Genomic DNA, 25,386 nt, shown 5'->3' with positions numbered 1-25,386 from the left:
GGTCGGAGAACGAGGAGACAACGGTGTTCCCACGTTCGAACGAGGCCCGATCGCGTGCGGTGGCCGCACGATGTCCGGTGCTGGCGCTGGTGGTGCTGGTGCTGGCGGGAGCGCTCGCGGGCTGCGGGACGGAGCCGAGGCGCCTCGTGTACTGGGCGAGCAACCAGGGTGCGAGCACCGCGCAGGATCGCGAGATCCTGCGCGCCCAGCTGGCCCGGTTCACCCGCGACACCGGCATTCCCGTCGAGGTCGACGTGATCCCGTGGAACGATCTGCTCAACCGCATCCTGGGAGCGGCGACCTCCGGTACCGGCCCGGACGTGGTGGACCTGGGCAACACCTGGTCGGCGTCGTTGCAGGCCACGGGTGCATTCGTCGAGTTCGACGAGGAGCTGCTGGACCGGTTGGGCGGCCGGGATCGGTTCCTGGCGAGCAGCATGAGCTCCGCCGGGATGCCCGGACGGCCGCCCGCCTCGGTGCCGCTGTACGGGTTGTCCTACGCGGTGTTCTACGACAAGCAGCGCTTCCGCGAAGCGGGGATCACTCGAATCCCGGAAACCTGGGCGGAATTCCTCACCGTCGCGGACCGGCTGACCGACGGTGACCGCGCGGGGCTGACGATTCCCGGCGCGAGCTACACGCAGAACGCGCACTTCGCGTTCCTGTTCGGCATGCAGCAGGGCGCCCGGTTCATCGACGAGCGCGGTGCGGCCGCGTTCACCTCACCGCAGGCGGTGGAGTCGGTGCTGCGCTACGTGCGATTGATGAGCGAACAGCGGGTGGTGCGCCCCGACGACGCCGAGGTGGGTTCGGCCCCGGAATCGGTCGACGACTTCACCGCCGGGCGCGCGGCGATGCTGATCGCGCAGAACAGCGCCCTCCCGGCCATTGTGGACAGCGGGATGCCGACCGAGGATGTCGGGGTGTTCCCCTTGCCGCTGCCCGATCCGCTGCCACCCGGCGGGTCCCCCGCACGCAGTCATGTCGGCGGCAGCAACGTCGCGGTGCTGCGCGACGGCCCGCGCCGCGAGCAGTCGCTGCGGCTGGTGGAATTCCTGACCAGCAAGCGGACTCAGGTGGAGCTCAGCCGCAGCTACGGCAGCCTCCCGGTGGTCGTGGACGCCTACGACGATCCGGAGTTCTCCACCGGCCACGCCGCGGTCTTCGGGCGGCTGCTGGCGCACGAGTCGGTGCCCGTGCCGATGATCCCCGACGAGAGCCGCTTCGAGACGACGGTGGGCGGCGCGGTGCGCGACCTGTTCGCCGGTGCCGCCCTGGGCGAGCGGGTGGGGCGCGAGCAGGTGCGGGCCGAGCTGGAGCAGGCGCAGCAGCAGATGCGCGCCGCCGGGGGCGGCGGATGACCACGAGCGTCCCGTGCGGCCGGTCGGTGCCGTACCTGCTGTTGGCGCCCGCGTTGGTCTTCGAGATCCTGGTTCACCTGCTGCCGATGCTCGGCGGGCTGTGGATGAGCCTGCACGAGTTGAACCAGTTCTTCGTGCGGGATTGGACGTCGGCGCCGTTCGCGGGGCTGGACAACTACCGGTTCGCCGTGGACTTCGACGGCGCGGTGGGCGCGGAGCTGCTGCGTTCGTTCGCCGTCACCGCGGCGTTCTCGGCGCTGACGGTGGCGTTCTCGTTCGGCCTGGGCCTGGTGGCGGCGACGTTGTTGCAGCGGCCGTTCCGCGGCCGCTTCCTGGTGCGCGGACTGTTCCTGGTGCCGTACGCGTTGCCGGTGTACACGGCGGTGCTGGTGTGGAAGTTCATGCTCGATCGCGGGGACGGCGCGGTGAACTCGGCGCTGCGCGGACTCGGCTGGGGCGGCGGGGAGTTCTGGCTGCTGGGGCAGAACGCGTTCCTGAGCCTGGTGGTGACGGCGGTGTGGCGGCTGTGGCCGTTCGCGTTCCTGGCGTTGATGGCGGGGCTGCAGTCGATTCCGGCGGAGCTCTACGACGCCGCCGAGGTGGACGGCGCCGGTCCGGGCCAGCGGTTCCGGCTGATCACGCTGCCGATGTTGCGGCCGGTGGCGCGGGTGCTGGTGCTGGTGCTGTTCCTGTGGACCTTCAACGACTTCACCGTGCCGTACGTGCTGTTCGACCAGTCGGTGCCGTCGGCGGCGAACCTGGTCTCGGTGCACGTGTACCAGAGTTCGTTCCTGACCTGGAACTTCGGCCTGGGAGCGGCGATGTCGACGTTGCTGCTGCTGTTCCTGCTGGTAGTGGTCGCGTTGTTCCTAGCCCTGACTTCGAGGAGCAGGCGTGCGGCGTGAACCGCGCTGGCTGCCGGTGCTGCGGGTCACCGCGCTCGGCGCGCTCGGTGTGTTCACGGTGCTGCCGCTGTACGTCATGGCGATCACCGCGCTCAAGCCGCTCGACGACGTGCGCGACGGGTTCGCCTGGTGGCCGTCGCGGCTGACGTGGGAGGCGTTCGGCACCATGTGGTCCACTGTGGACTTGGCCGAGTACTTCGTGAACAGCGGCGTGGTGGCCGTGAGTTCGGCGGCGCTGTCGGTGTTCATCGCGGTGCCTGCCGCGTACGCGGTGAGCCGCTACCGCTTTCCCGGCCGCGACCTGTTCCGGGCGGCGGTGCTGTCGACGCAGATGCTGCCCGGCATCCTGTTCCTGCTGCCGCTGTACCTGATCTACGCCTCGATCGGCCAGCTGACGGGAATCCTGTTGCAGGGCAACCAGGTCGGCCTGATCATCACGTACCTGACGTTCTCGCTGCCGTTCTCGATCTGGATGCTGGTCGGCTACTTCGACACGGTGCCCGCGGAGCTCGACGAGGCGGCGGTGATCGACGGGACCGGCGCGCTCGGCGCCTTGCTGCGAGTGGTGCTGCCCGCGGCGAAGCCCGGTGTGGCGGCGGTGGCGATCTACGCGTTCATGACGGCGTGGGGTGAGACGCTGTTCGCCTCGGTCATGACCAACGCGGGTTCGCGGACGCTCGCCGTGGGCCTGCGGGAATACTCCACGGAGTCCTCGGTGTACTGGAACGAGGTGATGGCCGCGTCGCTCACGGTCAGCTTCCCCGTGGTCGTCGGCTTCCTCCTGCTCCAACGCTATTTGGTCCGTGGCCTCACAGCGGGTGCCTTGCGCTGAGTCGCCTCGCTCGGCGCCACCTGGACCATCGACCGTGCCCGTTGGAAGGCCTCTCCGCTCCGAACCCCGCCAGATGAATGCCTTCTCCGCCCACTCCTCTTGGTCGAACGGGCCGTTCACCTGAACATGCTCATGAGGTGAACGGCCCTCGACCGGTCTTTCCGGTCGAATGGATCTGCCGTGATTAGCCCACGCCTGTGCGGGTAGCCCGGGTGCGGATGTCATGTCCTCACGAGAACGGAGACCCGCACGATGTCGGACCCGCTGGACGCTTCGACTCCGTCGGCTGACGAGGTCGGCCCGGACCCCGAAGACCCGCAGGACCCGGCCGAACTGCAATCCGCCGGTGACCTCGACGAGGACCAACTCGGCGTGGATCCGCTGGAGGAGGGCGTCGAGCCGCCGGAGAGCTGGTCGCAGACCACCGCGGCCCGCCCCACGCCCCGCGAGGAGCGCGAGGGCGACACCATCGACGAACGGCTCGCCGAGGAACGCCCGGATCTCGGCGCCGACCGCGGCGAACCCCTCGCGGAAACGGATCTGAGCGAACTCGACGAGACCGTCGACGAGCGGGCCGACCGCGAGGTCGCCGACGGTGCCGCCGGGGACCAGGTCGCCGCCGAGTCGGCGACCGACGAGGAACCGGGCGTCGTCCTCGAAGGAACCGACGTCGAGAACACCGGCCTGTCCGCGTCTTCTGCCGAAGGCGCCGTCGCCGAAACCTCGCGAACCTCGCCGGAGGAGAACGCGGAGCGGGTGCGGGATGGCGGAACCTGAGCAGGTATCGCTGCCCGCGGTGCACGGAGCCGGTGCGCTCACCGGTGACCTGACGCTGCCGCACGACGAAGCGCCGCTGGTGGTCTTCGCCCACGGCAGCGGCTCCTCCCGGCACAGCGAACGCAACCGGTGGGTCGCCGCGCGGTTGCAGGAAGCCGGCTTCGGCACCCTGCTGCTGGACCTGCTCACCGACGAGGAGTGCGACCGCGACGCCCACGGCGAAATGCGCTTCAACATCCCGCTGCTCACAGTGCGCGTGCTCGGCGTCCTCGACTGGTGGCGCCGTCCCGTCGGTCTGTTCGGCGCGAGCACCGGCGCCGCCGCCGCGCTCGGTGCCGCCGCCCGCCGACCGGACGACGTGCGGGCGGTGGTGTCGAGAGGTGGCAGGCCGGATCTGGCCTCCGAATCCCTGTCCGGCCTGCGAGCTCCGACGCTGCTGATCGTCGGTGGCAGCGACCCCGAGGTCCTCGAACTCAACCGCCGCGTCGCCGGAAAGCTCACCGCCCCGCACGACCTGCACGTCGTCGAAGGTGCGACACACCTCTTCGAGGAACCCGGCGCGCTGAGCCGGGTGGCCGACGAAGCAGCGAGCTGGTTCACCGCCCACCTCGCCTCCCCGGCACCGTCGAGGTGAACCTCTCGAAGCGGCCTTCGTAGAACCACTTCCCGATCCGTGTATGCTTTCCATATAGAAAGTAGTCCGGATGGGAGACCGCCTGATGTCCGATACGCCTGAGCTCGACCAGGTCGCCGACGCACGTCGCCGGATCGCCGCCCACACCCGGTTCCCCGTCGCGTACTGGACGCTCGCCGGAGTCGTCCTGGTGCTCGCCGCCGGGCTCCCGATCTGGATTTTTCTGTTGCCGACCGGCAGGTCGTACCTCGAGTGGGGGCTCGTCGCGCTCGTCCTCGCCTCGGCCGTCTACTCCTGGACCCGGCGGCGCCGCTCCGGGGTCTACCTCGCCAAGCGGGTCGGCTCCTATCCCAGCGCCCGGCCGTTCTGGCTGGGCGGTCTCGCGGTCGCGCTCGTCGGGTTCTTCGTGATCAACTTTTGGGTCGCCCGCGAGCAGATCGGGAGTGCGCTCCTGGTGCTGCCGGTCGTGGGGCTCGCCGTGTTCGGGCTCCAGATCAAGCTCCGTTCGGCGATGATGCGGGACATCGAACAGGGCCGGGTCCGGCAGTGACCGGTCACGCCCAGGCGGACGGCCGCGAGCCGATCTTCGAGACCGGACCCCGGCTAGCGCTGTGCGCGCTGCTGCAAGGAGCCGAGTGGGTCGATTTCGCCACCGCCCGCGACATGCTGGGGGTGAGCGACTCCGCGATCTCCAAGCACAGCCGCACCCTCGAAGAAGCCGGCTACCTCGAAGTGCGCAAGGGCTCGGTGGGCCGCAAGCCCCGCACCTGGTTCCAGCTCACCCCGCACGGCCGTGACGTCCTCCGCGCCCACCTCGACTGGCTCGCCAAGCTGCGCCACGCCCTCGACCCGAACTGAGCTCGGGGCAGAGGTTGCGGCGGCGAGCGGGCGGGTAGGCCGGGAACGTGCCTGAACTGCCGGACGTCGAAGGGTTCCGCCGGGTCGCCGAGCGCGCGACGGGGCGCACCGTGCGCGGCGTGGAGGTGCGCGACGCGCAGGTGCTGCGCGGAGTCTCGGAAGCCGGGTTCCGCGAGGCGATGCGCGAAACCCGGCTCGGCACCCCCTGGCGGCACGGCAAGTGGCTCGTGCTGCCCACCGCCGAGGAATTCCCGCAGCTGCTGCTGCACTTCGGCATGACCGGCCGCCTGCTGTGGTGCGACCCCGGCGACGAGCTCCACGACCACGACCGCGTGCTGCTGCGCTTCCAGGACGGGGGCCTGCGATACCGGGACATGCGCAAGCTCACCGGCCTGCACCTGGCGCGCGAGCGGGCCGACCTCGACGCGCTGCTCGGCGACCTCGGCCCGGACGCGCTCGCCGCCTCCGCCGCCGACTACCGCCACCGGATCCCCCGGACCAGGCGCGGTGTCAAATCCGCGCTGATGGACCAGGCGGTGCTGGCGGGGCTGGGAAATCTCACCGCGGACGAGGTCCTCTGGCAGTCCCTCATCCACCCCGCCCGAAGCACCCGCGAACTCAGCCGCGACGACCTGTCCCGGCTCAGCCGCCGAGCGCACGCCGTGCTGCGCCAGTCCGCGAAGCTCGCCCACGTGCCGGACCGGCCGTCGTGGCTCACCGGGCACCGCGACGAACCCGACCCGCACTGCCCGCGCTGCGGCACCGGCCTCGCCCGGAGCACGACGGCGGGCCGCACCACCTACCACTGCCCGCGTTGCCAGCCCGCTGGTTAGGAAGTCGACACGGGCAGCGCCGCCGGGCCGTGGTGGCGGAAGTTGCCGCGCCAGGTAGCGGTGTCCGGCGTGACCGCGAGCGAGAGCTCAGGCCGGACCTCGTGCAGCGCCTGCACGGCCGCCACCGCGATCACGCGGGTCAAGGCCGAGGCCGGGCAGGCGTGGATGCCGTGGCCGAGGCTCAGGTGCGGGTTCGGTGAGCGGTCCGGGGTGAACGTCTCCGCGTCGTCGAAGACGTGCTCGTCGCGGTTCGCCGCCGCCAGCGACAGCAGCAGCGTGTCCCCGGCGGGGATGGTGACACCGCCGACGGTCAGCTCCGCCAGCGCGTAGCGGGGTGCGGCGAGCAGCTGCGGCGGGTGGAAGCGCAGCACCTCCTCCACGCCCGAATCGAGTGACGCGGACGTGCCGAGCAGCCGCAGCACCGTGGACGACACCGCGTGCACCATGATCTCGTGCCAGACGAACAGCAGGTAGAACACCATGCTGGTGAGCTCATCGGCATCGAGCCGAGCGCCGGCGCGGGCGGCCAGCAGGCCGGACAGCAACGATCCCTCCGGCGGTTCGGAGCTCAACGCCCCGCCGATGATCCGCCGCATGTCGTTCATGGTGTCGCGCGCTCGCGGCTCCGCGCCGGGGGAGTGGAGCAGCAGTCCGTCCGCCCACGTCGCGAAATCCCGGCGAGCCGCGGCGGGCAGCGGCAGCAGCTCGGCGATGATCCGCACCGGCAGCACCACCGCGTAATCGGCGACCAGGTCCACTCCGGCGGGCAGCGAGCGGGCGAGATCGTCGGCCACCGCCCGCACTTGCGGGGTCATCGCCCGCACTCGCTGCGCGGTGAAGCTCGGCGCGATCTCCCGCCGCAGCCGGGTGTGCCGCGGCGGATCGCTGTTGAGCAGGTGCGCGTCCAGCTGCGGCGGCAGGTCGAAACCCGCGTAGTCCGCGCCGTTCGAGTGGTCGCGGTTCAACGCGAGCCGCTGATCACCCAGCGAACTCCGCACGTCGGCGTAGCGGGTGAGCAGCCACGCCCGTGGACCGTCGGGAGTGCTGACCCGGTGCACCGGGCCTGCGGCCCGCAGCGCGGCGAGCGACGCGAACGGGTCGGACGCGGTGAAGGGATCGGTCACTGCGGCGTCCTTCCAGAATGATCTTTTGATCCATCTTGCCAGCCGTCGAGCGATCGGACGCCCGCCGCGCCCTCGCGGAATGATCTTCGCGGGTTCCGCCGCCGACTGCACGGCCTCCGGGCCGTGCGGCGGGAGCCCGGCGCCACAGGGCGGCGGTTCCTCCGGAAACCGCCTCTCCACCGGAACCCGCACCGCCGTGCCTCCGTCAACCGCCCGGTCAGCGGGACCATCCGCTCCAGCCGTGGCACCGGGTGCATAGCCCATTCGACCGAAAGGACCGGTCAAAGGCGACGTTCACCCGGAGCCGGTGCGGGACTAAGCGGATTCCGTTCCCGCCGTGGCTTGATCGAGGTCCGCCAGCACGTCCCGGACCACCGGGTGCGGGCCGGTGAACGCCTCGCCGATCAGGCACAACCAGTGCAGCTCCTCGGCGAGATCACGCCTCGGATCCTGCTCAGGAAAGCGCCACACCGCCGCTTCGGCACCGTCCATGCCGACGTCCTCGCGGATCATGGCGCTACCGGACCCGGGGCGTTCGCCGGAGTCGTGCGCGCGCAGCCCGGCGGCGATGCGGGCGGCCTCGATCGTCGCGGCGCGCTCATCGCCGGTGAGCCCCGCGCGGTCGACGTGCCGCTCGGCCAGCGGCACGACTCGCGGATCCAGGTAGGGGCGCAGTTCCCGCAGCAGGTCGTCGGTGGCGATCAACCAGCGGTACTCCGCCGACTCCAGCCGGGTGTTGCGCACCAGCTCCGGATCCAGCGGCCGCAACGCCTGCAACATCGGGCGCAGGTACCGGCGTGCGCGCCAGCGGCGCAGCAGTCGCGACATGGACGGCAGCACGTAACCCACCGCCATCACGCTCGCCCCGACGGTCGCGCTCACCGGCGCCGCCACCGTGCTCACCACGGCCAGATCCCCGCCGAGCCACGTGGCGGCCACCGCGACCACCTTCAGCACCGAGTAACCCAGGCCGAACGCGACGCCCACCGGCACCAGCGTGACCCCCAGCCGCAGCCAGCGGTCCTGCGCGTGCGGGCGGATCCGCAGGCAGATCAGCGCACTGCGCACCAAACCCAGCGAATACGCGCCCAAGTACACCGCGAGGAATCCGGTGATGGCCGGAACGCCCGCGTAGTGCGCGTCGAAATCCAGCACGTGCGGTTCGTCGTGCACCGGAGCCACCACGAACAGCCCGGCCATCACGACCAGCACGGCCGCCGTGCCCAGCACCAGCGTCCGGCCGGCGGGCACCGCCGCCTCCCTGGAGCGCGCCAAGTTCACCGAGCACACCTGCAACGACGCGGTGCACAGCACGATCGACGAGTACACCGCCAGCGTCGACAGGTTCGGCACCCCGGACGCGGCGCCCACCGCCAAGTACACGCCGGGGATGGCGAAGTTGAACCCGGACGCCACGAACAGCAACGCCAACGTGATCGCACCCAGCCGCGGATCCCGCGGATCGCGCAGGAAATCGCGCAGCTTCCAGAGAAACGCGCTCAGCTGCAACAACAGGGCCAGCGGATACAGGACGGCGAACACCGGATCACCCGAGGGTCGACTGGAAGCGGCGCAGGATCTCCCGCGCCTCATCGGGCACCTGCTGGGCCTGCGGCGATTCCCAGGAGCTGATCCGCCGCATCGCCACCGAAGCCATCATCTCCGCCGCGGCCTCCTCGTGAGCGGAACAACCGGTGCGGGTCAGCACGCGGTCCAGGACCTCCGGCGGCAGCTCGCCGAACAGCGAACGCAACGCCGGAGCCGGATCGGACATCGGACGCCCGACATGGCCCCACAGCAGGTGCATCAGCTCATGCAACCAGATGTGCCAGCGATGCCAGCGCGTGGTGCGCGCGTCCGCCACGATGATCACGCAGCCCTCCGGCAGCAGCGCCAGGCCGCTCGGGGCGCGCGGCGGCAACTCCACCGCCGCGAAGTAGATGTCCCGGCCCAGGTGCTCCCGCGCCCGCTCCAGCAGCTGCTGGGCGGTGAACCGGCGCGGCAGGCCCAGCGCGTCGAGCCGCTTCCCGCTGCGCCACCGCAGCAACCGGCGCGAACCGCTCCACCTCGAACGACGTCCGTCGCTCCACACCAGCAGTTTCACGACTGCTCCGGGGCGTTCTGCCCACCGCGCCCGTCCGCGGCGCGCAACGCCTTGAAACCCTGCAGCACACCCAGAATCGCATCGGTGACGTGCGGCCGGTCCTGCTCCGGGAACTGGTCGGTGAGCTGGCGCAACGCGACCTCCTCCACGCCGTGGCTGCGCAACTCCCCGGCCAAGCGCCACTGCGCCAGCAGCTCGGGCGCGATCGCCGGGTCGAAGAAGTCCAGGCCCACCCCGAAGAACTCGGCGAACGCCACGACCTCGGTGAGCCGCGGCACGGCGCGGCCGGTGCGCAGATGCCACATGTGCGTGCCGGACATGCGCACTCCGCGTCCGGTCAGCAGCGCGGCCATCCGCTCGCTGCTGTAGGGCTTGCCGGTCTCCGGGTCGGGCCGTCCCTGCAGCAGTTCGGTCAGCCGCTCGGCGAACACGTGCACGCTGATGGAACTGCCCGAAGCCCTGCCGCCGTCGGCAGCGGGACCGCCGTCGGAACCGGCGTCGGAGGAGTCGGAGGGGAACCGCACGCCTCGACTGTAAGGGGTCGCGATCTCTGTGACACCGCCGATGTCGTGAACGGGTTCATCCACATAGATGATCGAAACATGTGGATCTGTTCAACCTCATTGATATACGATGACGACGCTCAGGGGGTCAGGGTACGAGCCGGGGGGCTTGAAGTCGGGGGCTTTGGGGAGTCGGGAAGTCGGGCCGGGAACGTGCGGCCCGACTTCTTCGAGCCCGTCCGAACCCGCGCCGCTCCTGGTGGCCGCCGGTGCCCGTGCCGTGTCTTACAGCACTCTGTACCCGTTGGTAATCGTTCGCTTTGACATCATCGCGCCGACAGCGACTCGACGACGAAGTCGTGGACGGAAGGATCGGTGTGGTGACGGAAATCGAACGCGTAGGCGTGGTGGGCTCCGGGCTCATGGGTGCGGGCATCGCTGAAGTCAGCGCCCGCAGCGGCCTGGACGTCATCGTCTCGGAAGTCAGCGAAGACGCCGCCGAAGCAGGCCGGGCGCGGATCACGAAATCGCTCGACCGCGCGGTGAGTCGCGGCAAGCTCGACGAAGCCGAGCGGGACGCGACCCTGGGCCGCCTGCGGTTCACCACCTCGCTGGCGGACCTCGCGGACCGGCAACTGGTCATCGAAGCCATCGCCGAGAACGAACAGCTCAAAACCGGTGTCTTCGCCGAGCTCGACCGGGTGGTCACCGACCCGGACGCGATCCTCGCGTCCAACACCTCCTCCATCCCGATCGCGAAACTCGCCGGCGCCACCGAGCGGCCCGCACAAGTGATCGGCGTGCACTTCTTCAACCCCGTGCCGGTGCTCAAGCTCGTCGAGCTCGTGCCCTCGCTGGTCACCTCCGAGCAGACCGTGCAGCGGATCGAGACCTTCGCCGCCGACGGGCTCGGCAAGCAGAGCATCCGCGCCAAGGACCGCTCCGGGTTCGTCGTCAACGCGCTGCTCGTGCCGTACCTGTTCTCCGCGATCCGGATGTACGAAAGCGGCATCGCCACCGCGGAGGACATCGACAACGGCATGGTGCTCGGCTGCGCCCACCCGATGGGGCCGCTGACGCTGTCCGACATGGTCGGCCTGGACACCCTCAAGGCCATCGGCGACTCGATGTACGGCGAGTACAAGGAACCGCTTTACGCTGCTCCGCCTCTGCTTGAGCGGATGGTCGATGCGGGCTTGTACGGCAAGAAGTCCGGCAAGGGGTTTTACGACTACTCCGCCTGAGGTCGTTTTGCTTGGGTGTCCGGGTAGCGGAACCTCAGTGAGCCTCTCGCTGCGGGATCTTTTTCCCTAGTGGCTCCGCCACGAGGGAAAAAGCTGTCCTCGCGAGAGGCTCACTGAGAACCCGCCGGTGGTCGTTTTCTTGACGTGGGCTATGTGCTTCGCACATACAGGCACGGCCTTCGGCCGCAAGGCAGGCGTGGCTTCGCCCGCCCTTCGCGGGCTTCGCCGCCAACGGCGCGGCCTTCGGTCGTAAGGGATGGCTATCGCTGGGAGGCGGGGTGGTCTCGCTGTCCTTTGCGGGCTTCGTCGCCGAACCGTGCGGGTTCGCTGGTGGCTGGGCGGAGTTGGTGCTGATCGTGCTGCCTTGGTGGGGGTGAGCGGGGCGTGGTCAGGTGGGTTCGCCGATTGTTCGGCGGAGCGCGGCGATGGCGTGGAGGCGGTGGTCGTGGAGGAGGGTGACCAGGCGGTCGGCGTGGGATTCGGTGGCGGCTTGGAGGATCGCGTCGTGTTCGGCGCGGACTCGGTCGCGGTTGGTGGCGGTGTTGTAGTAGACGGCGCGGTAGGCGTCGGTGGCGTCCCAGAGGGTGCGGACCATGCGCAGCATGCGCGGCATCGCGCACGGTTCCAGCAGGGCGAAGTGGAAGCGGCGGTTCGCCGTGATCATCCCTACCAGGTCGGCCGCCTCCGCAGCGCGCTCGACGTCCCGTGCGGCCTCGCCGATCACGGTCAGGTCGGCGTCGGTGAACCGGCCTGCCGCGACGGCGACGGCATCCGACTCCAGCAAGCCGCGCAGGCGGTACACCTCCAGCAGATCGTCCAGCGACAGCTCCGCCACCGCATAACCGCGATGCGGGCGGTAGATCACCTGGCCCTCGGCCGCCAGCGTCTTGAGCGCCTCCCGCAGCGGAACACGGCTCACGCCCAGCTCCGCGGCGACCGCGTCCTGGCGGATCGGTTCGCCCGGCGCCAGCGAACCGGTCGTGATCGCCCGGCGCAGCGCCTCCAGCACGAACGCCTGCGTGGTCGACGGTCGTTCCGTTTCGTGCCAGCGCAAATCGGGCCGTAGCGCCGCCGCGAGGTCGCCGTCGGGTCGAGGGTTCGGGTCTGCTGGCATCGGCTCCCGCCGGTCGGTCGTCGCGGATGGTTCGGTGTCGCGGCCCGCGCGATCACTCGTTCGAGAGGCGCGAACCTTGTTGACCTGACGCTTGCCCACTGTATATTGGATCCAATTCCAGCGACGCGCAACACCAGGTGGAATGCGCGAACCGGAAGACCCAGATTTCGGGAGATCCAGAACCGGGAAGGTGAGCGATGGGGCGGCCGCTGCCGTTGGACGGTGTCGTCGTGGCGGACTTCAGCAGAGTGCTGGCCGGTCCGTACGCGACGATGGCGCTCGCCGACCTCGGCGCCACCGTGATCAAGGTCGAACGCCCCGGCGGCGGAGACGACACCCGCGGGTGGGGACCGCCGTGGACCGACCGCAGCTCCGCGTACTTCGAATCGGTCAACCGCAGCAAACGCAGCGTGGTGCTCGACTTCGACGACGAGCAGGACCGGGAAGCGGCGCGGGAACTCGTCCGCCGCGCCGACGTGCTGGTGGAGAACTTCCGGCCCGGCGTGCTGGCCCGCTGCGGCCTCGACCACGACGGCGCGCTGGACCTCAACCCCCGGCTGATCTACGCCTCCGTCTCCGGCTTCGGCAGCGGCCCCGGCGCGGACCTGCCCGGCTACGACTTCGTCGTGCAGGCCGTCGGCGGGCTGATGAGCATCACCGGCGCACCGGACGGGCCGCCGACGAAGGTCGGCGTGGCCGTCGTCGACGTGCTCACCGGGAAGGACCTGAGCCTGGGCATCCTCGCCGCGCTGCGGCAACGGGACGCCACCGGGGAAGGCCAGCACATCGAGGTCAACCTGCTCTCCAGCCTGCTGGCGTCGCTGGTGAACCAGATGAGCGGCCTGCTCACCACCGGCATCGCCCCCGAACGGATGGGCAACCGGCACCCCAGCATCGCCCCGTACGAAACGCTGCGCTGCGAGGACGGATTGCTGGCGGTCGCCGTCGGAAACGACGCCCAGTTCCGCCGGTTCACCGAGGCGCTCGGCCTCATCGGCATGGCCGACGACCCCCGGTTCGCCGCGAACTCCGAGCGCGTCGCCAACCGCGCGGCCCTGGTGGAAGAGCTGGAGAACGTGCTGGGCGCGCGCCGGGCCGCGGACTGGCAGGACCGCCTGCACCGCGCCGGTATCGCCTGCGGCCAGGTCAACGACCTCGCCCACGCCGTGCACTACGCCGAAACGCTCGGCCTGCGCCCCATGGTCGCCCCAGGTGACGGTGGCGTGGCGCAGACCCGGATGCCGATCGAGTTCTCCGGCATCGACGTGGCGGACCCGCTCGCGCCGCCGCGCTTGGGGGAGCACACCGATGAGGTACGCGCCTGGCTGGCGGGTGAACCGTCACCCCTGGCGCGGTTGTCCGAGGACCCGTCCCGAGGAGGTCACCGATGAGCGCCCGACCCGACTTCGATCCCCGCGACCCGCTGGGCATCGACGCCGAGCTCAGCACCGAACAGCTCGCGTTGCGCGACAGCGTGCGCGCCGTGTGCCGGGACCTGGTGCGGCCGAACGTGGCCGACTGGTTCGAACGCGGCGAATTCCCGCAGGCCAGGGAACTCGCGCGCGAGCTGGGCAAGCTCGGCGTGCTCGGCATGCACCTGGAGGGCTACGGCTGCGCGGGCGGCTCCGCCGTCGACTACGGCGTGGCCTGCGAAGAACTCGAAGCCGCCGACTCCGGCCTGCGCTCGCTCGTCTCGGTGCAGGGATCCCTCGCCATGTACGGGATCTGGCGCTGGGGCTCCGAAGAGCACAAGCAGCAGTGGCTGCCGCGGATGGCCGCGGGTGAGGCCATCGGCTGCTTCGGCCTCACCGAACCCGACCACGGCTCGGACCCGGCGTCGATGACCACCCGAGCCCGCCGCGACGGCTCGGACTGGGTGCTCGACGGCCGCAAGATGTGGATCACCAATGGCAGCATCGCCGACGTCGCCGTCGTCTGGGCGCAGACCGAGGACGGCGTGCGCGGCTTCGTCGTTCCGACCGACACACCGGGTTTCTCCGCGCCGGAACTCAAGAAGAAGCTGTCGCTGCGCGCTTCGGTGACCAGCGAACTGGTGCTGGACGGGGTGCGGCTGCCGGACTCGGCGGCGCTGCCCGAAGCGATCGGCCTGCGCGGGCCGCTGAGCTGCCTGAACGAAGCCCGCTACGGCATCGTGTGGGGCGCCAACGGCGCGGCCCGCGACTGCCTGGAAACGGTGCTGGACTACGCGGGCAGCCGCGAGCAGTTCGGCAAACCGCTCGCCGGATTCCAGCTCACCCAGCAGAAGCTCGCCGACATGGCCGTACGCGTGCAGAACGGGCGGCTGCTCGCGCTGCACCTCGGCAAGCGCAAGGACGCCGGAACCCTGCTGCCCCAACAGGTCAGCTTCGGCAAACTCGACAACGTTCGCGGCGCACTGGAAGTGGCCCGAACCTCCCGCACCATCCTCGGCGCCAACGGGATCTCCTTGGAATACCCGGTCATCCGCCACATGACCAACCTGGAATCCGTGCTCACCTACGAAGGAACCAGCGAAATGCACGCCTTGACCATCGGCCAAGCGTTGACGGGCACAGCCGCTTTCCGCTGACCCGGCCGGCTCTACCTGTTCGGGAGCGGATCGCCGTGGCGGGCGTGCTGCTTGCGGTAGTCGGTAGGGGTGGTGCCGACCTCCCTGCGGAACAACGCGCGGAGGTTCGGCGCGGTGCCGAAGCCGGTGTGCTCGGCGATGCGCTCCACGGACCAGTCCGAGGTCTCCAGGAGACGCCGGACGCTGAGGATCCGCTGCCGCGCCACCCAGCGCATCGGCGGCATCCCCACCTCGCGCTCGAAGCGGCGGATGAAGGTCCGCCGCGTCAGCCCGCTGCGGTCCGCCATGCGCTGCACCGTGATCGGCGCTCCGATGTTCTCCAACACCCACTCGCGGATCGCGCGAAGCTCGGCCCGATCAGGGGTGCGCGGATCAACGTACTGCGGTTCGGTCGCACCGCGGGCGGGGGAGAACACGAGGTCCTTCGCCACCACATCGGCGGACGCGGCCCCGAAATCGGATCGCACCACGTGCAGGCAGGCATCGATCAACGCACCGGCACCCGCCGAGGTCAGCACCGGGCCGTCCTCGACGAACACCTGGTTCTCGACCACGTCGACCCTCGGGTGCAGCCTGCGCAGCAGGTCGGTGTACTGCCAGTGGGTGGTCGCCGTCCTGCCGTCCAGGATCCCGCTCGCCGCGACGGCGAACGTTCCGGTGCAGGCCGAGACGATTCGCGCACCTCGCTCGGCGGCCTCCCGGATCGCCGCCGAGTGGTCTTCCGGAACGGGCAGCTCCGGGGCGTCGTAGCTCGGAACGACCACCAGATCGGCGCGTCGCGCATCAGCGAGGGGGTGCGTCGGCCGAATCCCCCCGGTCGCGGCAGGCTCCGCCCCACCGCACACGAGCAGTTCGTATCCGGGATGAGTTCCCAGCACGTGCGCGGGAATGCTGAAATCCAGCGCGATCAGCCGCGGCAGCGCGAGGATCGCCGCGATCGTCCTACCGTCCGCCGACCCCATCGCCGCTCCTCGATTCGCGCTCTCCGCCTCCAGATTACGGGGCGATGCGCCGCCGCCGGCTTGGCACGATGCTTTCCAGAACTGGCACTGGAACCGCTGGCAAGTCGATGACCAGCCTCGATACCGTCATCGAGGTGCGACCGGGCACCTTGATGATCGGAGCTGAATGAGCATGGCGAATCGGACCGAACGCCACGGGGTCCCGTGGGAGGAGAGCTACGGCTACGTGCAAGCAGTTCAACGCGGCGACACGATCTACATCTCCGGCCAGCTCGCGCACGACGGGGATCGGCTCGTGGCCCCGGCACCGGTCGTCAACGGCGTGATCACCGATTTCAGCAACATGGGCGAGCAGCTCCGCCGCAGCTACGCCAATGCCGCGGAACTGCTGGGGCGCTTCGGCGCCTCGCTGGACGACGTGGTGGAGGAGGTCGTCTACGCGCTCGACTGCGACGCGCTGTTCGCCGTGGCCGGACCGGTGCGCAAGGAGGCGTACGGGAGACCCGACCCGCAGGTCGCGAGCACGATGCTCGCCACGCCGCGATTGGCGTTCCCGGAGCAGTTGGTCGAGGTGAAGTTCACCGCCCGCGTGTGACCGCGAACGGTTCCCGGCCGGTCGTGACCCGCGATCAGGACCGGCCGGGAAGTCCGGCGTGGCGGTTCACCAGATGGTGAAGCCGCCGTCTGCCACGACGTTGCTGCCGGTGACGAAGCTGCTGGCTTCGGAGGCGAGGAAGACGGCGACCGGTCCCAGTTCCTCCGGCTTGCCCGCGCGGCCCATCGGGGTCTGCTCCATCCAGCCGTCGAACAGCTCCGGGTCCTTGTCCCGCACGCCCTGCAGCAGTTCGGTGCCGGTGTAACCGGGCGAGATCGAGTTGACCCGCACGCCGCGGCGGCCCCACTCGCCGGCCAGCGACTTGGTCAGCATGATGACGCCGGCCTTGGAGGAGTTGTACGAGACCTGCGGCTGCGGGTGGTTCGAGATCATCCCCGACATCGACGCGATGTTGATGATCGAACCGGAACCCTGCGCGAGCATCTGCTTGCCCGCTTCGCGGGAGCAGTAGAACACCCCGTCCAGGTTCAGCCCCACGACCTTGCGCCACGACTCGTCGCTCATCTCCTCGGCGGGCTCGTTGCGCACCATTCCCGCGTTGTGCACGGAAATGTCGAGGCGGCCGTGATCGGCCACGATACGTGCGATCCCGGCGGCGACCTCGGCGGAGTTCGTCACGTCGAGCGGGAGGAACTCGCCCTCGACCTGCTCGGCGGCGGCCTTGCCCGTCTCCGGGTTGATCTCACCGATCACCACGTGGGCGCCGGCCGACCGCAGCGACTTCGCGATCTCCAGACCGATGCCCTGCCCGGCGCCGGTCACCAGCGCCACCTTGTCCTGCAGGGAAAAAACCTCGGTACCCAATTGTCACCTTCCCGAAATGCCGACCTATCGAGGTGCAGCCTCGCACATGTTCGCCGCTGGTCGTCGAACGCGTCACCTCCACTTGACAGTTCTCAGAAACGCGATGAGTTCGTGAGAAATCGCGGTGTGCCGGACACCGCGACACGTCCTCCGGCAGCCCGCCGCGCCGCCGATCGGCGACGGCGCTCGCTCAGGTCAGCGGTGGCGGCAGGACGGTGTGCACCCAATCGCTGGCCTGCTCGTAGGCATGACCGAGCTGCAGCAGCGGCCACTCGGCGTGCCCCGGCCCGATGAGCTGCACGCCCGTCGGCAGGCCCGAATCGTGGAAACCGGCGGGCAGGTTCAGCACCGGATGCCCCGACAACGTCCACGGCGCCGTCGTCTCCATCCAGCGGTGATAGGTGTCCATCGGCCTGCCGTCGATCTCCGCGGGCCAGCGCAGCTCCGCGTCGAACGGGAACACCTGGGCGCTCGGCGCGAGCAGGAAGTCGTAGCGGTCGAACAGGTCCGAGACGATGCCGCGCCACACCTCGCGCCCGGAACGGGCCGCCGCGATGTCCCGCACCGTCAGGTCCAGATAGCCCTCGACCTCGAACAGCGCCTCCGGCTTCATCCGGGCGCGCGCGGTGGGGGAGGCGTAGACGTCGTGCAGCTTCTCGCCGACCATCCAGCGCCGCCACAGCAGGAACGTCTCCCAAGCCTGCTCCACCGGTGGTCGCGGCACCGCCTCCACGACGCAGCCCAGCGACTCGAACAGCTCCGCCGCGTCCCGGCACAGGTCGAGCACCCCGGGCTCGGTCGCGAGGTACCCGTCGAAGTCGCCGACCCAGCCGATCCGCAATCCGGCCACGTCCCGCTGCGGGGCCTCGGTGAACAGCGCCGGATCCTGCGGCACGCTCAGCGGCGCCCGTTCATCCGAACCGGCCATGGTGGACAGCAGCATCGCGAGGTCCCGGACGGTGCGCGCCATCGGGCCGGGCACCGACGGGTCGCTGAGGAAACCGGGCGCCGGGATCCGGCCGAAACCGGGCCGCAACGACAGCACGTTGCAGAACGCCGCCGGATTGCGCAGTGAGCCCATGAAATCGCTGCCGTCGGCCACCGGCAGCATCCGCATCGCCAGCGCCGCCGCGGCCCCGCCGCTGCTGCCGCCCGCCGTTCGAGTCTGGTCGTACGGATTCGCCGTGGTGCCGAACAGCGAGTTGAACGTGTGCGAGCCGAGTCCGAACTCCGGCACGTTCGTCTTGCCCACGACGATCGCGCCCGCGTCCTTCATGCGGCGCACGAACAGCGCGTCCTCGGTGGCGTTGCCGGAGCGCTGAAATCCCTGCGTGGTGGGAAAACCAGCGGCGTCGCTGAGGTCCTTGACCGCGATCGGGAACCCGTGCATCCACCCGGCGTACTCGCCGCGATCCAGCTCGGCGTCGCGAGCACGGGCCTGCGCGAGCACGTCCTGCTCGTCGGCGCGGGACACGATGGCGTTGACCAGCGGGTTGAACCGGTCGATCTGCGTCAGGAACGCCTCGGCGACCTGCACGCAGGACAGTTCCCGCTGTTTGATCGACCAGGACAGTTCCACCGCGTCCAGCCGCACCGCTTCGGGCACGGTCGCCGACGGAATCCCGCTCAACTCGGCGCCCACCCGGCCTCCTGTCCGAACCCGACGCGGCCGGAGATGCGGCCACCCGCTGACCGTGTCGTGCCTCGGGTGCGTCGTCAAGTCCGGTGGGGGAGTGCATTCGAGTGCTCACCTGGAGGCATGCGTCACGTTAGCGTTGCTAAACGCTTCGCCGGTTCACACGCTGGTGACGAGCCTGCCCTTTCGGTGGTGACTCTGAACAGAGGAGGACCGATGCCCGCAGCGGTGGTCAACGACGGTCGGCCGCGCGCACGTTCGGTCGGCCCCGTTCGGGTGCTGTCCTCGGTCGCGGCCGTCGTCACCGTCGGCGTGTTCCCCGTGTTCCTCGTCGGTGGACTCGGGGTGCAGCTGCAATCCGAACTGGGTTTCGGCGCGGCACTGCTCGGTGGAGCCGCCGCCGGGTTCTTCGCCGTCGCGGCGACGGCGTCGCGCTTCATGGGCTGGGTCGTGGAACGCATCGGCTCCCGCCTCGGCATGCGCATCGGGGCCGTGGGCAGTGCGCTGTGCCTGCTGGGGATCGCGACGGTGCGGGACGCGGGCTGGCTGCTGGCACTGCTGTGCCTGTCGGGGTTGCCGAACTCGCTGGCGCAGCCCGCCGCGAACCTGCTCATCACCCAGGGCGTGCCCGCGAACCGGCGGGGCATGGGCTTCGGCGTCAAGCAGTCCTCCATCCCGGCCGCGACGCTGCTGGCGGGGATCGCGGTGCCCGCCATCGCACTCACCATCGGCTGGCGCTGGGTGTTCGTGTTCGCCGGAGTGATCGGCCTGCTCGCCGCGCTGGCGGTGCCCTCGCTGCCGGAAGCGGAGCGGTCCACGCGAGCCGCGTCCGCCGGGACGAGCGGGCAGTCCCGCTTCGGGGCGCTGCTGCTGATCGCGATCGCGGGCGGACTCGGGTCCGCGGCGGCCAACGCGCTCGGTGCTTTCGTCACGACCACCGCCGTCGACGTGGGGTTCAGCCCGTCCACGGCAGGGTTGGTGCTCTCGCTCGGATCGGCCGCCGGACTCACCATCCGGCTGCTCGCCGGTGTCGTCGCCGACCGCTGGGACGTGAACCTGCTGCGACTCATCACGATCATGTTGATCGTCGGCTCGCTCGGGTACGGCCTGATGGCGCTGGGGTCGACGACTCTGTTCCTGATCGGCGTATCCGTCGGTTTCGGCGCGGGCTGGGCGTGGCCGGGCCTGTTGAACTTCTCCGTCGCCAAGATCGCGCCGGATCGAGTCGCGAGCGCGACCTCGTTCACCCAGACCGGAATCTACTTCGGCGGCAGCGCCGGACCCCTCCTGTTCGGTTTCCTCGGTGAACACGCCGGACTCGCCTCAGCATGGCTGGCAGCCGGAATGGCCGCGATCATCGCCGGAGTACTACTCCTATTCGTAAGACCAGGCCACGACTAAACCTCCCCACCTTGCGCCGAAGCCGCGCAGTCGGCGGGCGAAGCCCGCAAAGGGCGGCAAAGCCCCGCCTGCCTCGCGGCCGAAGGCCGTGCCTCGCGGCGAAGCCGAATCCGTGCGGCGAAGCCGTGCCTGTATGTGCGAAGCACATAGCCCACGTCAAAAAGCCGCTCACCCGCGGGTTCTCAGCTGTCTTCTCGCGAGGACAGCTTTTTCCCTCGTGGCGGAGCCACTAGGGAAAAAGATCCCGCAGCGAGAAGACAGCTGAGGTTCCGCCACCCGGACACCCAACCCAAACGACCGGAGAAACCTCAACGAGCCTTACGTGCGACGCCGCCGTGGATGATTCGGTATCGCGGGTGGCGGTGTGCGGGCTGATCGGGCTCCGGTCGCCAATCACCGATGTAGCAGGTGCCGGGGGCCTGCGGCTCGAATCCGGCGAAGCACTCCGCGATCCACTCCGTCGGGCGAGCCACCATCGGGTCGGCCGTCTCGGTGTAGAACGCCGTGAGCAGGTTCATCGGCTCCGGTTCCTCGCTGCCGGTCAGGTGCGAGACCATCAGCGCGCTGCCGGGCGCCACCGCGTCCTGGTAGGTCCGCACCAACCGCAGGGGATCGTCGGCGTCGTCGAGGAAGTGCAGCACCGCGGACATCAGCAGCGCCACGGGCTGCTCGAAGTCGATCAGGTCAGCGGCCTCCGGTGACCGCAGGATCGCCTCCGGTTCGCGGATGTCGGCGTGGATGATCGCCGCCCGTGGCTCGTCGTGCAGCAGCGGCGTGCTGTGCGCGACGGTCAACGGCTCGTTGTCCACGTACAGCACGCTGAACCGCCGGGTGCGGCGCAGCGCGACCTCGTGGACGTGACCGATCGTCGGGATGCCCGAGCCGAGTTCCACGAATTGCCGCACTCCGCGAGCCAGCAGGTGCTCCACGGAGCGGCGCAGGAACGCCCTGCTGTCCCGGAATATCCCGGCCACACCGGGCATCGCGGTCTGCAGTCGTTCGGCGAACTCGCGTTCCACGCCGAAGTTGTGCCCACCCCCGAGGAACGCGTCGTAGATCCTCGCCGCGCAAGGCCGGTCGATGTCCATCTCCCTGGACAACAGGCGTTGCGCGTCGACCATGGTGTGCTCCTCGTTCTTCGTCGGCGACACCGTACAGTAGTCGCAGATTCACACAACGTGTCGAAGCGGCCCTGTCGTGGCGCGCGTCCCACAGACGGAACCGCAGTCGAGCGTCCGAGGGCTACGGCCGATCGGGGGGTATGGTCGGTGATCGGCCAGAGATGCCGATATGCGCATTTCCGGCCATGTTCCCGACAGCGCCCGCAGCCGACCGAATTCGGCTGGACGGGCAGTGAAAAACACACTTCTGGAGGTGTTCGTGACCGAGGTTCGCGCGGTCGTGGCGACCGGCAAGGGAGCGCCGGTCGAGGTCGTCGACATCCGCGTCCCCGACCCGGGGCCGGGTGAGGCGGTGGTGCGGGTGCAGGCGTGCGGTGTCTGTCACACCGACCTGCACTACCGGGAGGGCGGCATCAACGACGACTACCCCTTCCTGCTCGGACATGAAGCCGCCGGTGTCGTGGAGGCCGTCGGCGACGGAGTCCAGGACGTCGAGCCGGGTGACTTCGTGGTCCTCAACTGGCGCGCGGTGTGCGGGGTCTGCCGTGCCTGCAAGCGCGGGCGGCCGCAGTACTGCTTCGACACGCACAACGCGGCGCAGCCGATGACGCTCACCGACGGGACCCCGTTGTCCCCGGCGCTGGGCATCGGCGCGTTCGCCGAGAAGACGCTGGTGCACGCGGGCCAGTGCACGAAGGTCGACCCGGCGGCGCGTGCGGCCGTGGTGGGTCTGCTGGGCTGCGGCGTGATGGCCGGTATCGGTGCGGCCGTGAACACCGGCGGCGCGGGACCGGGCGACACGGTCGCCGTCATCGGTTGCGGCGGCGTCGGCGACGGTGCGGTGGCCGGGGCGAACCTGGCCGGCGCGCGGCGGGTCATCGCGGTGGACACCGACCCGACCAAGCTGGAATGGGCCAAGCAGTTCGGTGCGACGCACACCGTCAACGCCGCCGAGGCGAACACGGTCGAGGCGATCCGCGAACTCACCGACGGGTTCGGCGCGGACATCGTGATCGACGCCGTCGGCGTGCCCGCGACCTACGAGCAGGCGTTCTACGCCCGCGACCTCGCGGGCACCGTGGTGCTCGTGGGGGTGCCGACTCCGGACATGAAGCTGGAGCTGCCGCTGCAGGACGTGTTCTCCCGCGGGGGTTCGCTGAAGTCCTCCTGGTACGGGGATTGCCTGCCCAGCAGGGACTTCCCGATGCTCACCGAGCTCTACCAGCAGGGCAAGCTGCCGCTGGAGAAGTTCGTGACCGAGGAGATCTCGCTGGACCAGGTCGAGTCGGCGTTCGCGAAGATGCACGACGGTGAAGTGCTGCGTTCGGTGGTGGTCTTCTGATGGCCGCGCGGATCGACCACACCACGACGTCCGGCACGTTCTCGCTGGACGGCCAGACCTTCGACGTGGACAACAACGCCTGGGTCGTCGGCGACGACACCGAGTGCGTCGTCATCGACGTCCCGCACGACGTCGAAGCGATCAAGCAGCTGATCGCCGGGCGTACCGTGCTCGCGATCCTCGCCACGCACGCCCACGACGACCACGTGCGCAAGGCTCCGGAGCTGGCCGCGGAAGTCGGTGCGCCGATCTTCCTGCATCCGGACGACCAGGAGCTGTGGCGGCTCACCCACCCGGATCGGGAACCGGAGCGCACCCTCGCCGACCGGCAGGTGATCGGCGTCGCGGGCACCGGCCTGCAGGTGCTGCACACGCCGGGGCACGCGCCGGGTTCGGTGTGCCTGTACTCGGCGGACCTGGGCACCGTGTTCACCGGCGACACCTTGTTCGCGGGCGGACCGGGCGCGACCGGGCGTTCGTACTCGGACTTCAACGTGCTCGTCGAGTCCATCCGGGACCGGCTGCTCACGTTGCCCGAGGTGACCACCGTGCACCCCGGTCACGGGGAGAGCACCACGGTCGGCGAGGTATTGCCCCAGTTCGAGGATTGGGTCGCCCGCGGCTACTGATTCTCGGGCGCGTTGTGCGCATACTGCTGGGCGTGCCGAATGCCTTGGTGAAACGAGCTTTCCTGCTCGACCTCGCGATGGTCGTGCTGTTCACCGTGATGCACGCGCTGATCCTGCATCTCGAATCACCAGGGCCGCCGGGTCGTCCCTGGTGGTCGATGATGCTGGTCAGCGTGCCGGCGTTCACGTTGCTGCTGCTGCGGCGCAGGTGGCCGTGGGTGTCTTTGTTCGGCTGCCTCGCCGCGGCCACCGCGCTCACTCTGATCGGGGTGCCGGAGAATCCGCTGAACTTCGCGATCCTGGTGGGCGTGTACTCGGTGTGCCAGCGGGGTGGGATGGTGGGCGCCGTGGTGGCCACGGTTCTCGCGATGCTCTGGCCGGTGCTGTATTCGTGGGGTGATCCGCCGCTGTCGGCGATCGTGAGCACCGTGATGGCCTCGATCGATCTGTTCATGGTCGTCGGGCTGGCCTACGCGGTGCGCATCGGCAGGCGGCGGGCGGCTCAGTTGGAGCACACCGTGGAACTCCTCGATCAAGCCCGGGATCAGCTCGCCGCGGAAGCGGTCGCGGGGGAGCGGGCGCGGATCGCCCGCGAATTCCACGACATCGTCTCGCACAACCTGTCCGTGGTGGCGTTGCGCGCGGGGGTGGCCCGCGCGCTCGTCGACCGCGACCCGGGGCACGCGGAGCAGACGCTGCGGGAGTTGGAGCACACTTCGCGGGCCGCGCTCGGTGAGCTCCGCGGCCTGCTGGGCCGGTTGCGCGAAGATCCGGAACCGGGCACCGACCTCGGTTCCGACGACGGTCCCGGACGCCAGCCCGCTCCCGGTCTGCACCGGGTGGATCACCTGGTGGAATCGGTGCGCGGCACCGGCGTGGTGTGGCGGCTGGACCGCCGTGGCGAGGTGCGCGAACTCGGACCCGGTGTGGAAATGGCCGCTTACCGCATCGTGCAGGAGGCGGTGACCAACGTGCTCAAGCACGCGGGCACCGGATACGCGCGGGTCTTGCTGGACTACGGCAGCAGCGGGCTGCGGCTGGAGATCACCAACCACGCCACCGGACCGGACAACTTCGCGCATTCGCTGGCCGTGAAGCTGCCGCAGTTGTCGTCGGCCGGCGGTGGCGGTTCCGGGCGGGGACTGATCGGGCTGCGGGAACGGGTCGCGTTGCTGGGCGGCACGTTCACTGCGCACCCGGTTTCCAACGGATTCCACCTGGCCGCCGTGCTACCGTGCCCGGAACATTCGGACCTTGCCTGACCCGTAAATACGCCGGTTCCGACCGGCGAGTGGCGGCCCGAACGGAGGAGGTCCGTGGTGGAGTCCCCCGCGGAAACGACCGTGCTCGTCGCTGACGATCAAGCGATGATCCGCGCGGGCTTGGTCGCGCTGCTGTCCGCCGAACCCGATCTGCGAGTGCTCGCCGAAGCCGAGGACGGTGCCGCGGCGGTGTCGGCGGTGCGCAGGCGCCGGCCGGACGTGGTGCTGATGGACGTGCGGATGCCCGGCATGGACGGCATCACCGCGGCCCGCGAGATCCTCACCGCCACCGAGGGCGCGACCTCGGTCATCATGCTCACCGTGCACGACCTGGACGAATACGTGTACGCGGCACTGCGCGCGGGGGCGAGCGGTTTCCTGCTCAAGGACGCCCCGCCGGAGGAACTGGTGCGCGCCGTGCACACGGTCGCCGCAGGGGAGGCGCTGCTGGCTCCGCGCGTGACGCGGCGGCTGCTCAACCGGTTCGCCTCGTTAGGGGTGCGGGACGCGTCGTCCGAGCTGAGCGGGCTCACCAACCGCGAGCTGGACGTGCTGTTGGAGGTCGCGCGCGGCGGCTCCAACGCCGACATCGCGCGGAACCTGGGGCTGGCCGAGCTGACGGTGAAATCGCACCTGTACCACGTGATGCAGAAGCTGCACCTGAGTTCGCGCACCCAGTTGGTGATCACCGCCTACGAGACGGGTCTGGTCTCGCCCGGCCAGGTCAACGGTCCCGAAGCATCCGTGTGACGGCT

At 69.8% G+C, this 25,386-nt stretch carries 26 protein-coding genes; 17 read left to right on the top strand and 9 right to left on the bottom strand.

Features of this window, described 5'->3' with window-relative positions; genetic code table 11:
- The first annotated feature begins 23 nt into the window (after positions 1–23).
- The 8 genes from H2Q94_RS21965 to H2Q94_RS21930 all read left to right on the top strand — a co-directional run bounded on the left by H2Q94_RS21965 (position 24) and on the right by H2Q94_RS21930 (position 6,200).
- Positions 24–1,361, top strand: coding sequence for an extracellular solute-binding protein (locus tag H2Q94_RS21965; RefSeq protein WP_243789081.1), 1,338 nt, complete (start codon positions 24–26; stop codon positions 1,359–1,361).
- Positions 1,358–2,266, top strand: a complete 909-nt coding sequence (locus H2Q94_RS21960; protein ID WP_243789080.1) for a carbohydrate ABC transporter permease — start codon at positions 1,358–1,360, stop codon at positions 2,264–2,266. Before H2Q94_RS21965 ends, H2Q94_RS21960 begins: the two co-directional genes overlap by 4 nt.
- Complete coding sequence (locus H2Q94_RS21955) at positions 2,256–3,098, top strand: carbohydrate ABC transporter permease (protein WP_243789079.1); 843 nt, start codon at positions 2,256–2,258, stop codon at positions 3,096–3,098. Before H2Q94_RS21960 ends, H2Q94_RS21955 begins: the two co-directional genes overlap by 11 nt.
- Positions 3,099–3,350: 252 nt before the next feature.
- On the top strand, positions 3,351–3,875 hold the full coding sequence (locus tag H2Q94_RS21950; protein ID WP_243789078.1) for a hypothetical protein: 525 nt from the start codon (positions 3,351–3,353) through the stop codon (positions 3,873–3,875).
- Positions 3,862–4,509: a dienelactone hydrolase family protein gene (locus H2Q94_RS21945; RefSeq protein WP_243789077.1), complete on the top strand. Its 648-nt coding sequence runs from the start codon at positions 3,862–3,864 to the stop codon at positions 4,507–4,509. The genes H2Q94_RS21950 and H2Q94_RS21945 overlap by 14 nt, the downstream gene beginning before the upstream one ends.
- An 85-nt stretch (positions 4,510–4,594) precedes the next feature.
- Positions 4,595–5,059 carry a hypothetical protein gene (locus H2Q94_RS21940; protein WP_243789076.1) on the top strand — a complete coding sequence of 155 codons (465 nt, stop codon included), beginning with the start codon at positions 4,595–4,597 and terminating at the stop codon, positions 5,057–5,059.
- A complete protein-coding gene (locus tag H2Q94_RS21935) occupies positions 5,056–5,367 on the top strand; it encodes a winged helix-turn-helix domain-containing protein (protein WP_243789075.1) in 312 nt (103 codons plus the stop codon). The genes H2Q94_RS21940 and H2Q94_RS21935 overlap by 4 nt, the downstream gene beginning before the upstream one ends.
- A 47-nt stretch (positions 5,368–5,414) precedes the next feature.
- Positions 5,415–6,200: an Fpg/Nei family DNA glycosylase gene (locus H2Q94_RS21930; protein WP_243789074.1), complete on the top strand. Its 786-nt coding sequence runs from the start codon at positions 5,415–5,417 to the stop codon at positions 6,198–6,200.
- On the opposite strand, the gene H2Q94_RS21925 is transcribed toward H2Q94_RS21930, so the two are convergent.
- The 4 genes from H2Q94_RS21925 to H2Q94_RS21910 all read right to left on the bottom strand — a co-directional run bounded on the left by H2Q94_RS21925 (position 6,197) and on the right by H2Q94_RS21910 (position 9,952).
- A complete protein-coding gene (locus H2Q94_RS21925) occupies positions 6,197–7,324 on the bottom strand; it encodes a cytochrome P450 (RefSeq protein ID WP_243789073.1) in 1,128 nt (375 codons plus the stop codon). The two genes, H2Q94_RS21930 and H2Q94_RS21925, sit on opposite strands and share 4 nt — an antisense overlap.
- Before the next feature lie 315 nt (positions 7,325–7,639).
- Positions 7,640–8,866 carry an MAB_1171c family putative transporter gene (locus H2Q94_RS21920; RefSeq protein WP_243789072.1) on the bottom strand — a complete coding sequence of 409 codons (1,227 nt, stop codon included), beginning with the start codon at positions 8,864–8,866 and terminating at the stop codon, positions 7,640–7,642.
- Between the two features lie 4 nt (positions 8,867–8,870).
- Complete coding sequence (locus H2Q94_RS21915; protein ID WP_243789071.1) at positions 8,871–9,428, bottom strand: hypothetical protein; 558 nt, start codon at positions 9,426–9,428, stop codon at positions 8,871–8,873.
- Entirely contained in the window at positions 9,425–9,952 is a 528-nt protein-coding gene (locus H2Q94_RS21910) for a hypothetical protein (RefSeq protein WP_243789070.1), read from the bottom strand. Before H2Q94_RS21910 ends, H2Q94_RS21915 begins: the two co-directional genes overlap by 4 nt.
- A 359-nt stretch (positions 9,953–10,311) precedes the next feature.
- Here H2Q94_RS21910 and H2Q94_RS21905 point away from each other — a divergent pair, with 359 nt between their 5' ends.
- The gene (locus H2Q94_RS21905; protein ID WP_309501058.1) at positions 10,312–11,175 is read left to right on the top strand and encodes a 3-hydroxybutyryl-CoA dehydrogenase; all 864 of its coding nucleotides are present in this window, start codon (positions 10,312–10,314) and stop codon (positions 11,173–11,175) included.
- A 388-nt stretch (positions 11,176–11,563) separates the two neighbouring features.
- Here H2Q94_RS21905 and H2Q94_RS21900 read toward each other — a convergent pair whose 3' ends face one another.
- On the bottom strand, positions 11,564–12,289 hold the full coding sequence (locus tag H2Q94_RS21900) for a GntR family transcriptional regulator (protein WP_243789068.1): 726 nt from the start codon (positions 12,287–12,289) through the stop codon (positions 11,564–11,566).
- 197 nt (positions 12,290–12,486) lie between these two features.
- On the opposite strand from H2Q94_RS21900, the gene H2Q94_RS21895 reads away from it, so the two are divergent.
- Both H2Q94_RS21895 and H2Q94_RS21890 read left to right on the top strand, forming a co-directional pair.
- Positions 12,487–13,680, top strand: a complete 1,194-nt coding sequence (locus H2Q94_RS21895; RefSeq protein WP_243789067.1) for a CaiB/BaiF CoA transferase family protein — start codon at positions 12,487–12,489, stop codon at positions 13,678–13,680.
- The gene (locus H2Q94_RS21890) at positions 13,677–14,858 is read left to right on the top strand and encodes an acyl-CoA dehydrogenase family protein (RefSeq protein ID WP_243789066.1); all 1,182 of its coding nucleotides are present in this window, start codon (positions 13,677–13,679) and stop codon (positions 14,856–14,858) included. The genes H2Q94_RS21895 and H2Q94_RS21890 overlap by 4 nt, the downstream gene beginning before the upstream one ends.
- 11 nt (positions 14,859–14,869) lie before the next feature.
- Here the strand turns inward: H2Q94_RS21890 and H2Q94_RS21885 are convergent, their stop codons facing one another.
- Positions 14,870–15,820: a GlxA family transcriptional regulator gene (locus H2Q94_RS21885; RefSeq protein WP_243789065.1), complete on the bottom strand. Its 951-nt coding sequence runs from the start codon at positions 15,818–15,820 to the stop codon at positions 14,870–14,872.
- Between the two features lie 172 nt (positions 15,821–15,992).
- Between H2Q94_RS21885 and H2Q94_RS21880 the strand changes: the two genes are divergently transcribed.
- Positions 15,993–16,415, top strand: coding sequence for a Rid family hydrolase (locus H2Q94_RS21880; protein WP_243789064.1), 423 nt, complete (start codon positions 15,993–15,995; stop codon positions 16,413–16,415).
- Between the two features lie 66 nt (positions 16,416–16,481).
- Here H2Q94_RS21880 and H2Q94_RS21875 read toward each other — a convergent pair whose 3' ends face one another.
- Entirely contained in the window at positions 16,482–17,240 is a 759-nt protein-coding gene (locus H2Q94_RS21875; protein WP_243789063.1) for an SDR family NAD(P)-dependent oxidoreductase, read from the bottom strand.
- Between the two features lie 190 nt (positions 17,241–17,430).
- Positions 17,431–18,882 carry an amidase gene (locus tag H2Q94_RS21870; RefSeq protein ID WP_243789062.1) on the bottom strand — a complete coding sequence of 484 codons (1,452 nt, stop codon included), beginning with the start codon at positions 18,880–18,882 and terminating at the stop codon, positions 17,431–17,433.
- A 210-nt stretch (positions 18,883–19,092) separates the two neighbouring features.
- Here H2Q94_RS21870 and H2Q94_RS21865 point away from each other — a divergent pair, with 210 nt between their 5' ends.
- Positions 19,093–20,277 (top strand): MFS transporter, encoded by a 1,185-nt coding sequence (locus H2Q94_RS21865; protein ID WP_243789061.1) that lies wholly within the window; start codon positions 19,093–19,095, stop codon positions 20,275–20,277.
- 308 nt (positions 20,278–20,585) lie between these two features.
- On the opposite strand, the gene H2Q94_RS21860 is transcribed toward H2Q94_RS21865, so the two are convergent.
- Positions 20,586–21,428, bottom strand: a complete 843-nt coding sequence (locus H2Q94_RS21860) for an SAM-dependent methyltransferase (protein WP_243789060.1) — start codon at positions 21,426–21,428, stop codon at positions 20,586–20,588.
- A gap of 229 nt (positions 21,429–21,657) precedes the next feature.
- On the opposite strand from H2Q94_RS21860, the gene H2Q94_RS21855 reads away from it, so the two are divergent.
- From H2Q94_RS21855 to H2Q94_RS21840, 4 genes are read left to right on the top strand one after another with little or no spacing between them, the layout of a single operon-like run.
- Positions 21,658–22,740, top strand: coding sequence for an S-(hydroxymethyl)mycothiol dehydrogenase (locus tag H2Q94_RS21855; RefSeq protein WP_243789059.1), 1,083 nt, complete (start codon positions 21,658–21,660; stop codon positions 22,738–22,740).
- Positions 22,740–23,369: an MBL fold metallo-hydrolase gene (locus tag H2Q94_RS21850; protein WP_243789058.1), complete on the top strand. Its 630-nt coding sequence runs from the start codon at positions 22,740–22,742 to the stop codon at positions 23,367–23,369. The genes H2Q94_RS21855 and H2Q94_RS21850 overlap by 1 nt, the downstream gene beginning before the upstream one ends.
- 32 nt (positions 23,370–23,401) lie before the next feature.
- Positions 23,402–24,631 (top strand): sensor histidine kinase, encoded by a 1,230-nt coding sequence (locus H2Q94_RS21845; RefSeq protein WP_243789057.1) that lies wholly within the window; start codon positions 23,402–23,404, stop codon positions 24,629–24,631.
- A gap of 54 nt (positions 24,632–24,685) precedes the next feature.
- Positions 24,686–25,381: a response regulator gene (locus H2Q94_RS21840; RefSeq protein WP_258718622.1), complete on the top strand. Its 696-nt coding sequence runs from the start codon at positions 24,686–24,688 to the stop codon at positions 25,379–25,381.
- Positions 25,382–25,386 lie beyond the last annotated feature (5 nt).

It is taken from the genome of Saccharopolyspora gloriosae (assembly GCF_022828475.1).
Taxonomy (GTDB): domain Bacteria; phylum Actinomycetota; class Actinomycetes; order Mycobacteriales; family Pseudonocardiaceae; genus Saccharopolyspora_C; species Saccharopolyspora_C gloriosae_A.
Note: the sequence above shows the minus strand (reverse complement) of the source record. Positions and strands in the feature narration are given on the sequence as shown.

Bases quoted from the DNA above. Each gene is read 5' to 3' on its own strand.
- H2Q94_RS21960 (WP_243789080.1), top strand. From the start codon at position 1,358: ATGACCACGAGCGTCCCGTGCGGCCGGTCGGTGCCGTACCTGCTGTTG.
- H2Q94_RS21950 (WP_243789078.1), top strand. From the start codon at position 3,351: ATGTCGGACCCGCTGGACGCTTCGACTCCGTCGGCTGACGAGGTCGGC.
- H2Q94_RS21945 (WP_243789077.1), top strand. From the start codon at position 3,862: ATGGCGGAACCTGAGCAGGTATCGCTGCCCGCGGTGCACGGAGCCGGT.
- H2Q94_RS21940 (WP_243789076.1), top strand. From the start codon at position 4,595: ATGTCCGATACGCCTGAGCTCGACCAGGTCGCCGACGCACGTCGCCGG.
- H2Q94_RS21900 (WP_243789068.1), bottom strand. From the start codon at position 12,289: ATGCCAGCAGACCCGAACCCTCGACCCGACGGCGACCTCGCGGCGGCG.
- H2Q94_RS21895 (WP_243789067.1), top strand. From the start codon at position 12,487: ATGGGGCGGCCGCTGCCGTTGGACGGTGTCGTCGTGGCGGACTTCAGC.
- H2Q94_RS21890 (WP_243789066.1), top strand. From the start codon at position 13,677: ATGAGCGCCCGACCCGACTTCGATCCCCGCGACCCGCTGGGCATCGAC.
- H2Q94_RS21885 (WP_243789065.1), bottom strand. From the start codon at position 15,820: ATGGGGTCGGCGGACGGTAGGACGATCGCGGCGATCCTCGCGCTGCCG.
- H2Q94_RS21880 (WP_243789064.1), top strand. From the start codon at position 15,993: ATGGCGAATCGGACCGAACGCCACGGGGTCCCGTGGGAGGAGAGCTAC.
- H2Q94_RS21865 (WP_243789061.1), top strand. From the start codon at position 19,093: ATGCCCGCAGCGGTGGTCAACGACGGTCGGCCGCGCGCACGTTCGGTC.
- H2Q94_RS21850 (WP_243789058.1), top strand. From the start codon at position 22,740: ATGGCCGCGCGGATCGACCACACCACGACGTCCGGCACGTTCTCGCTG.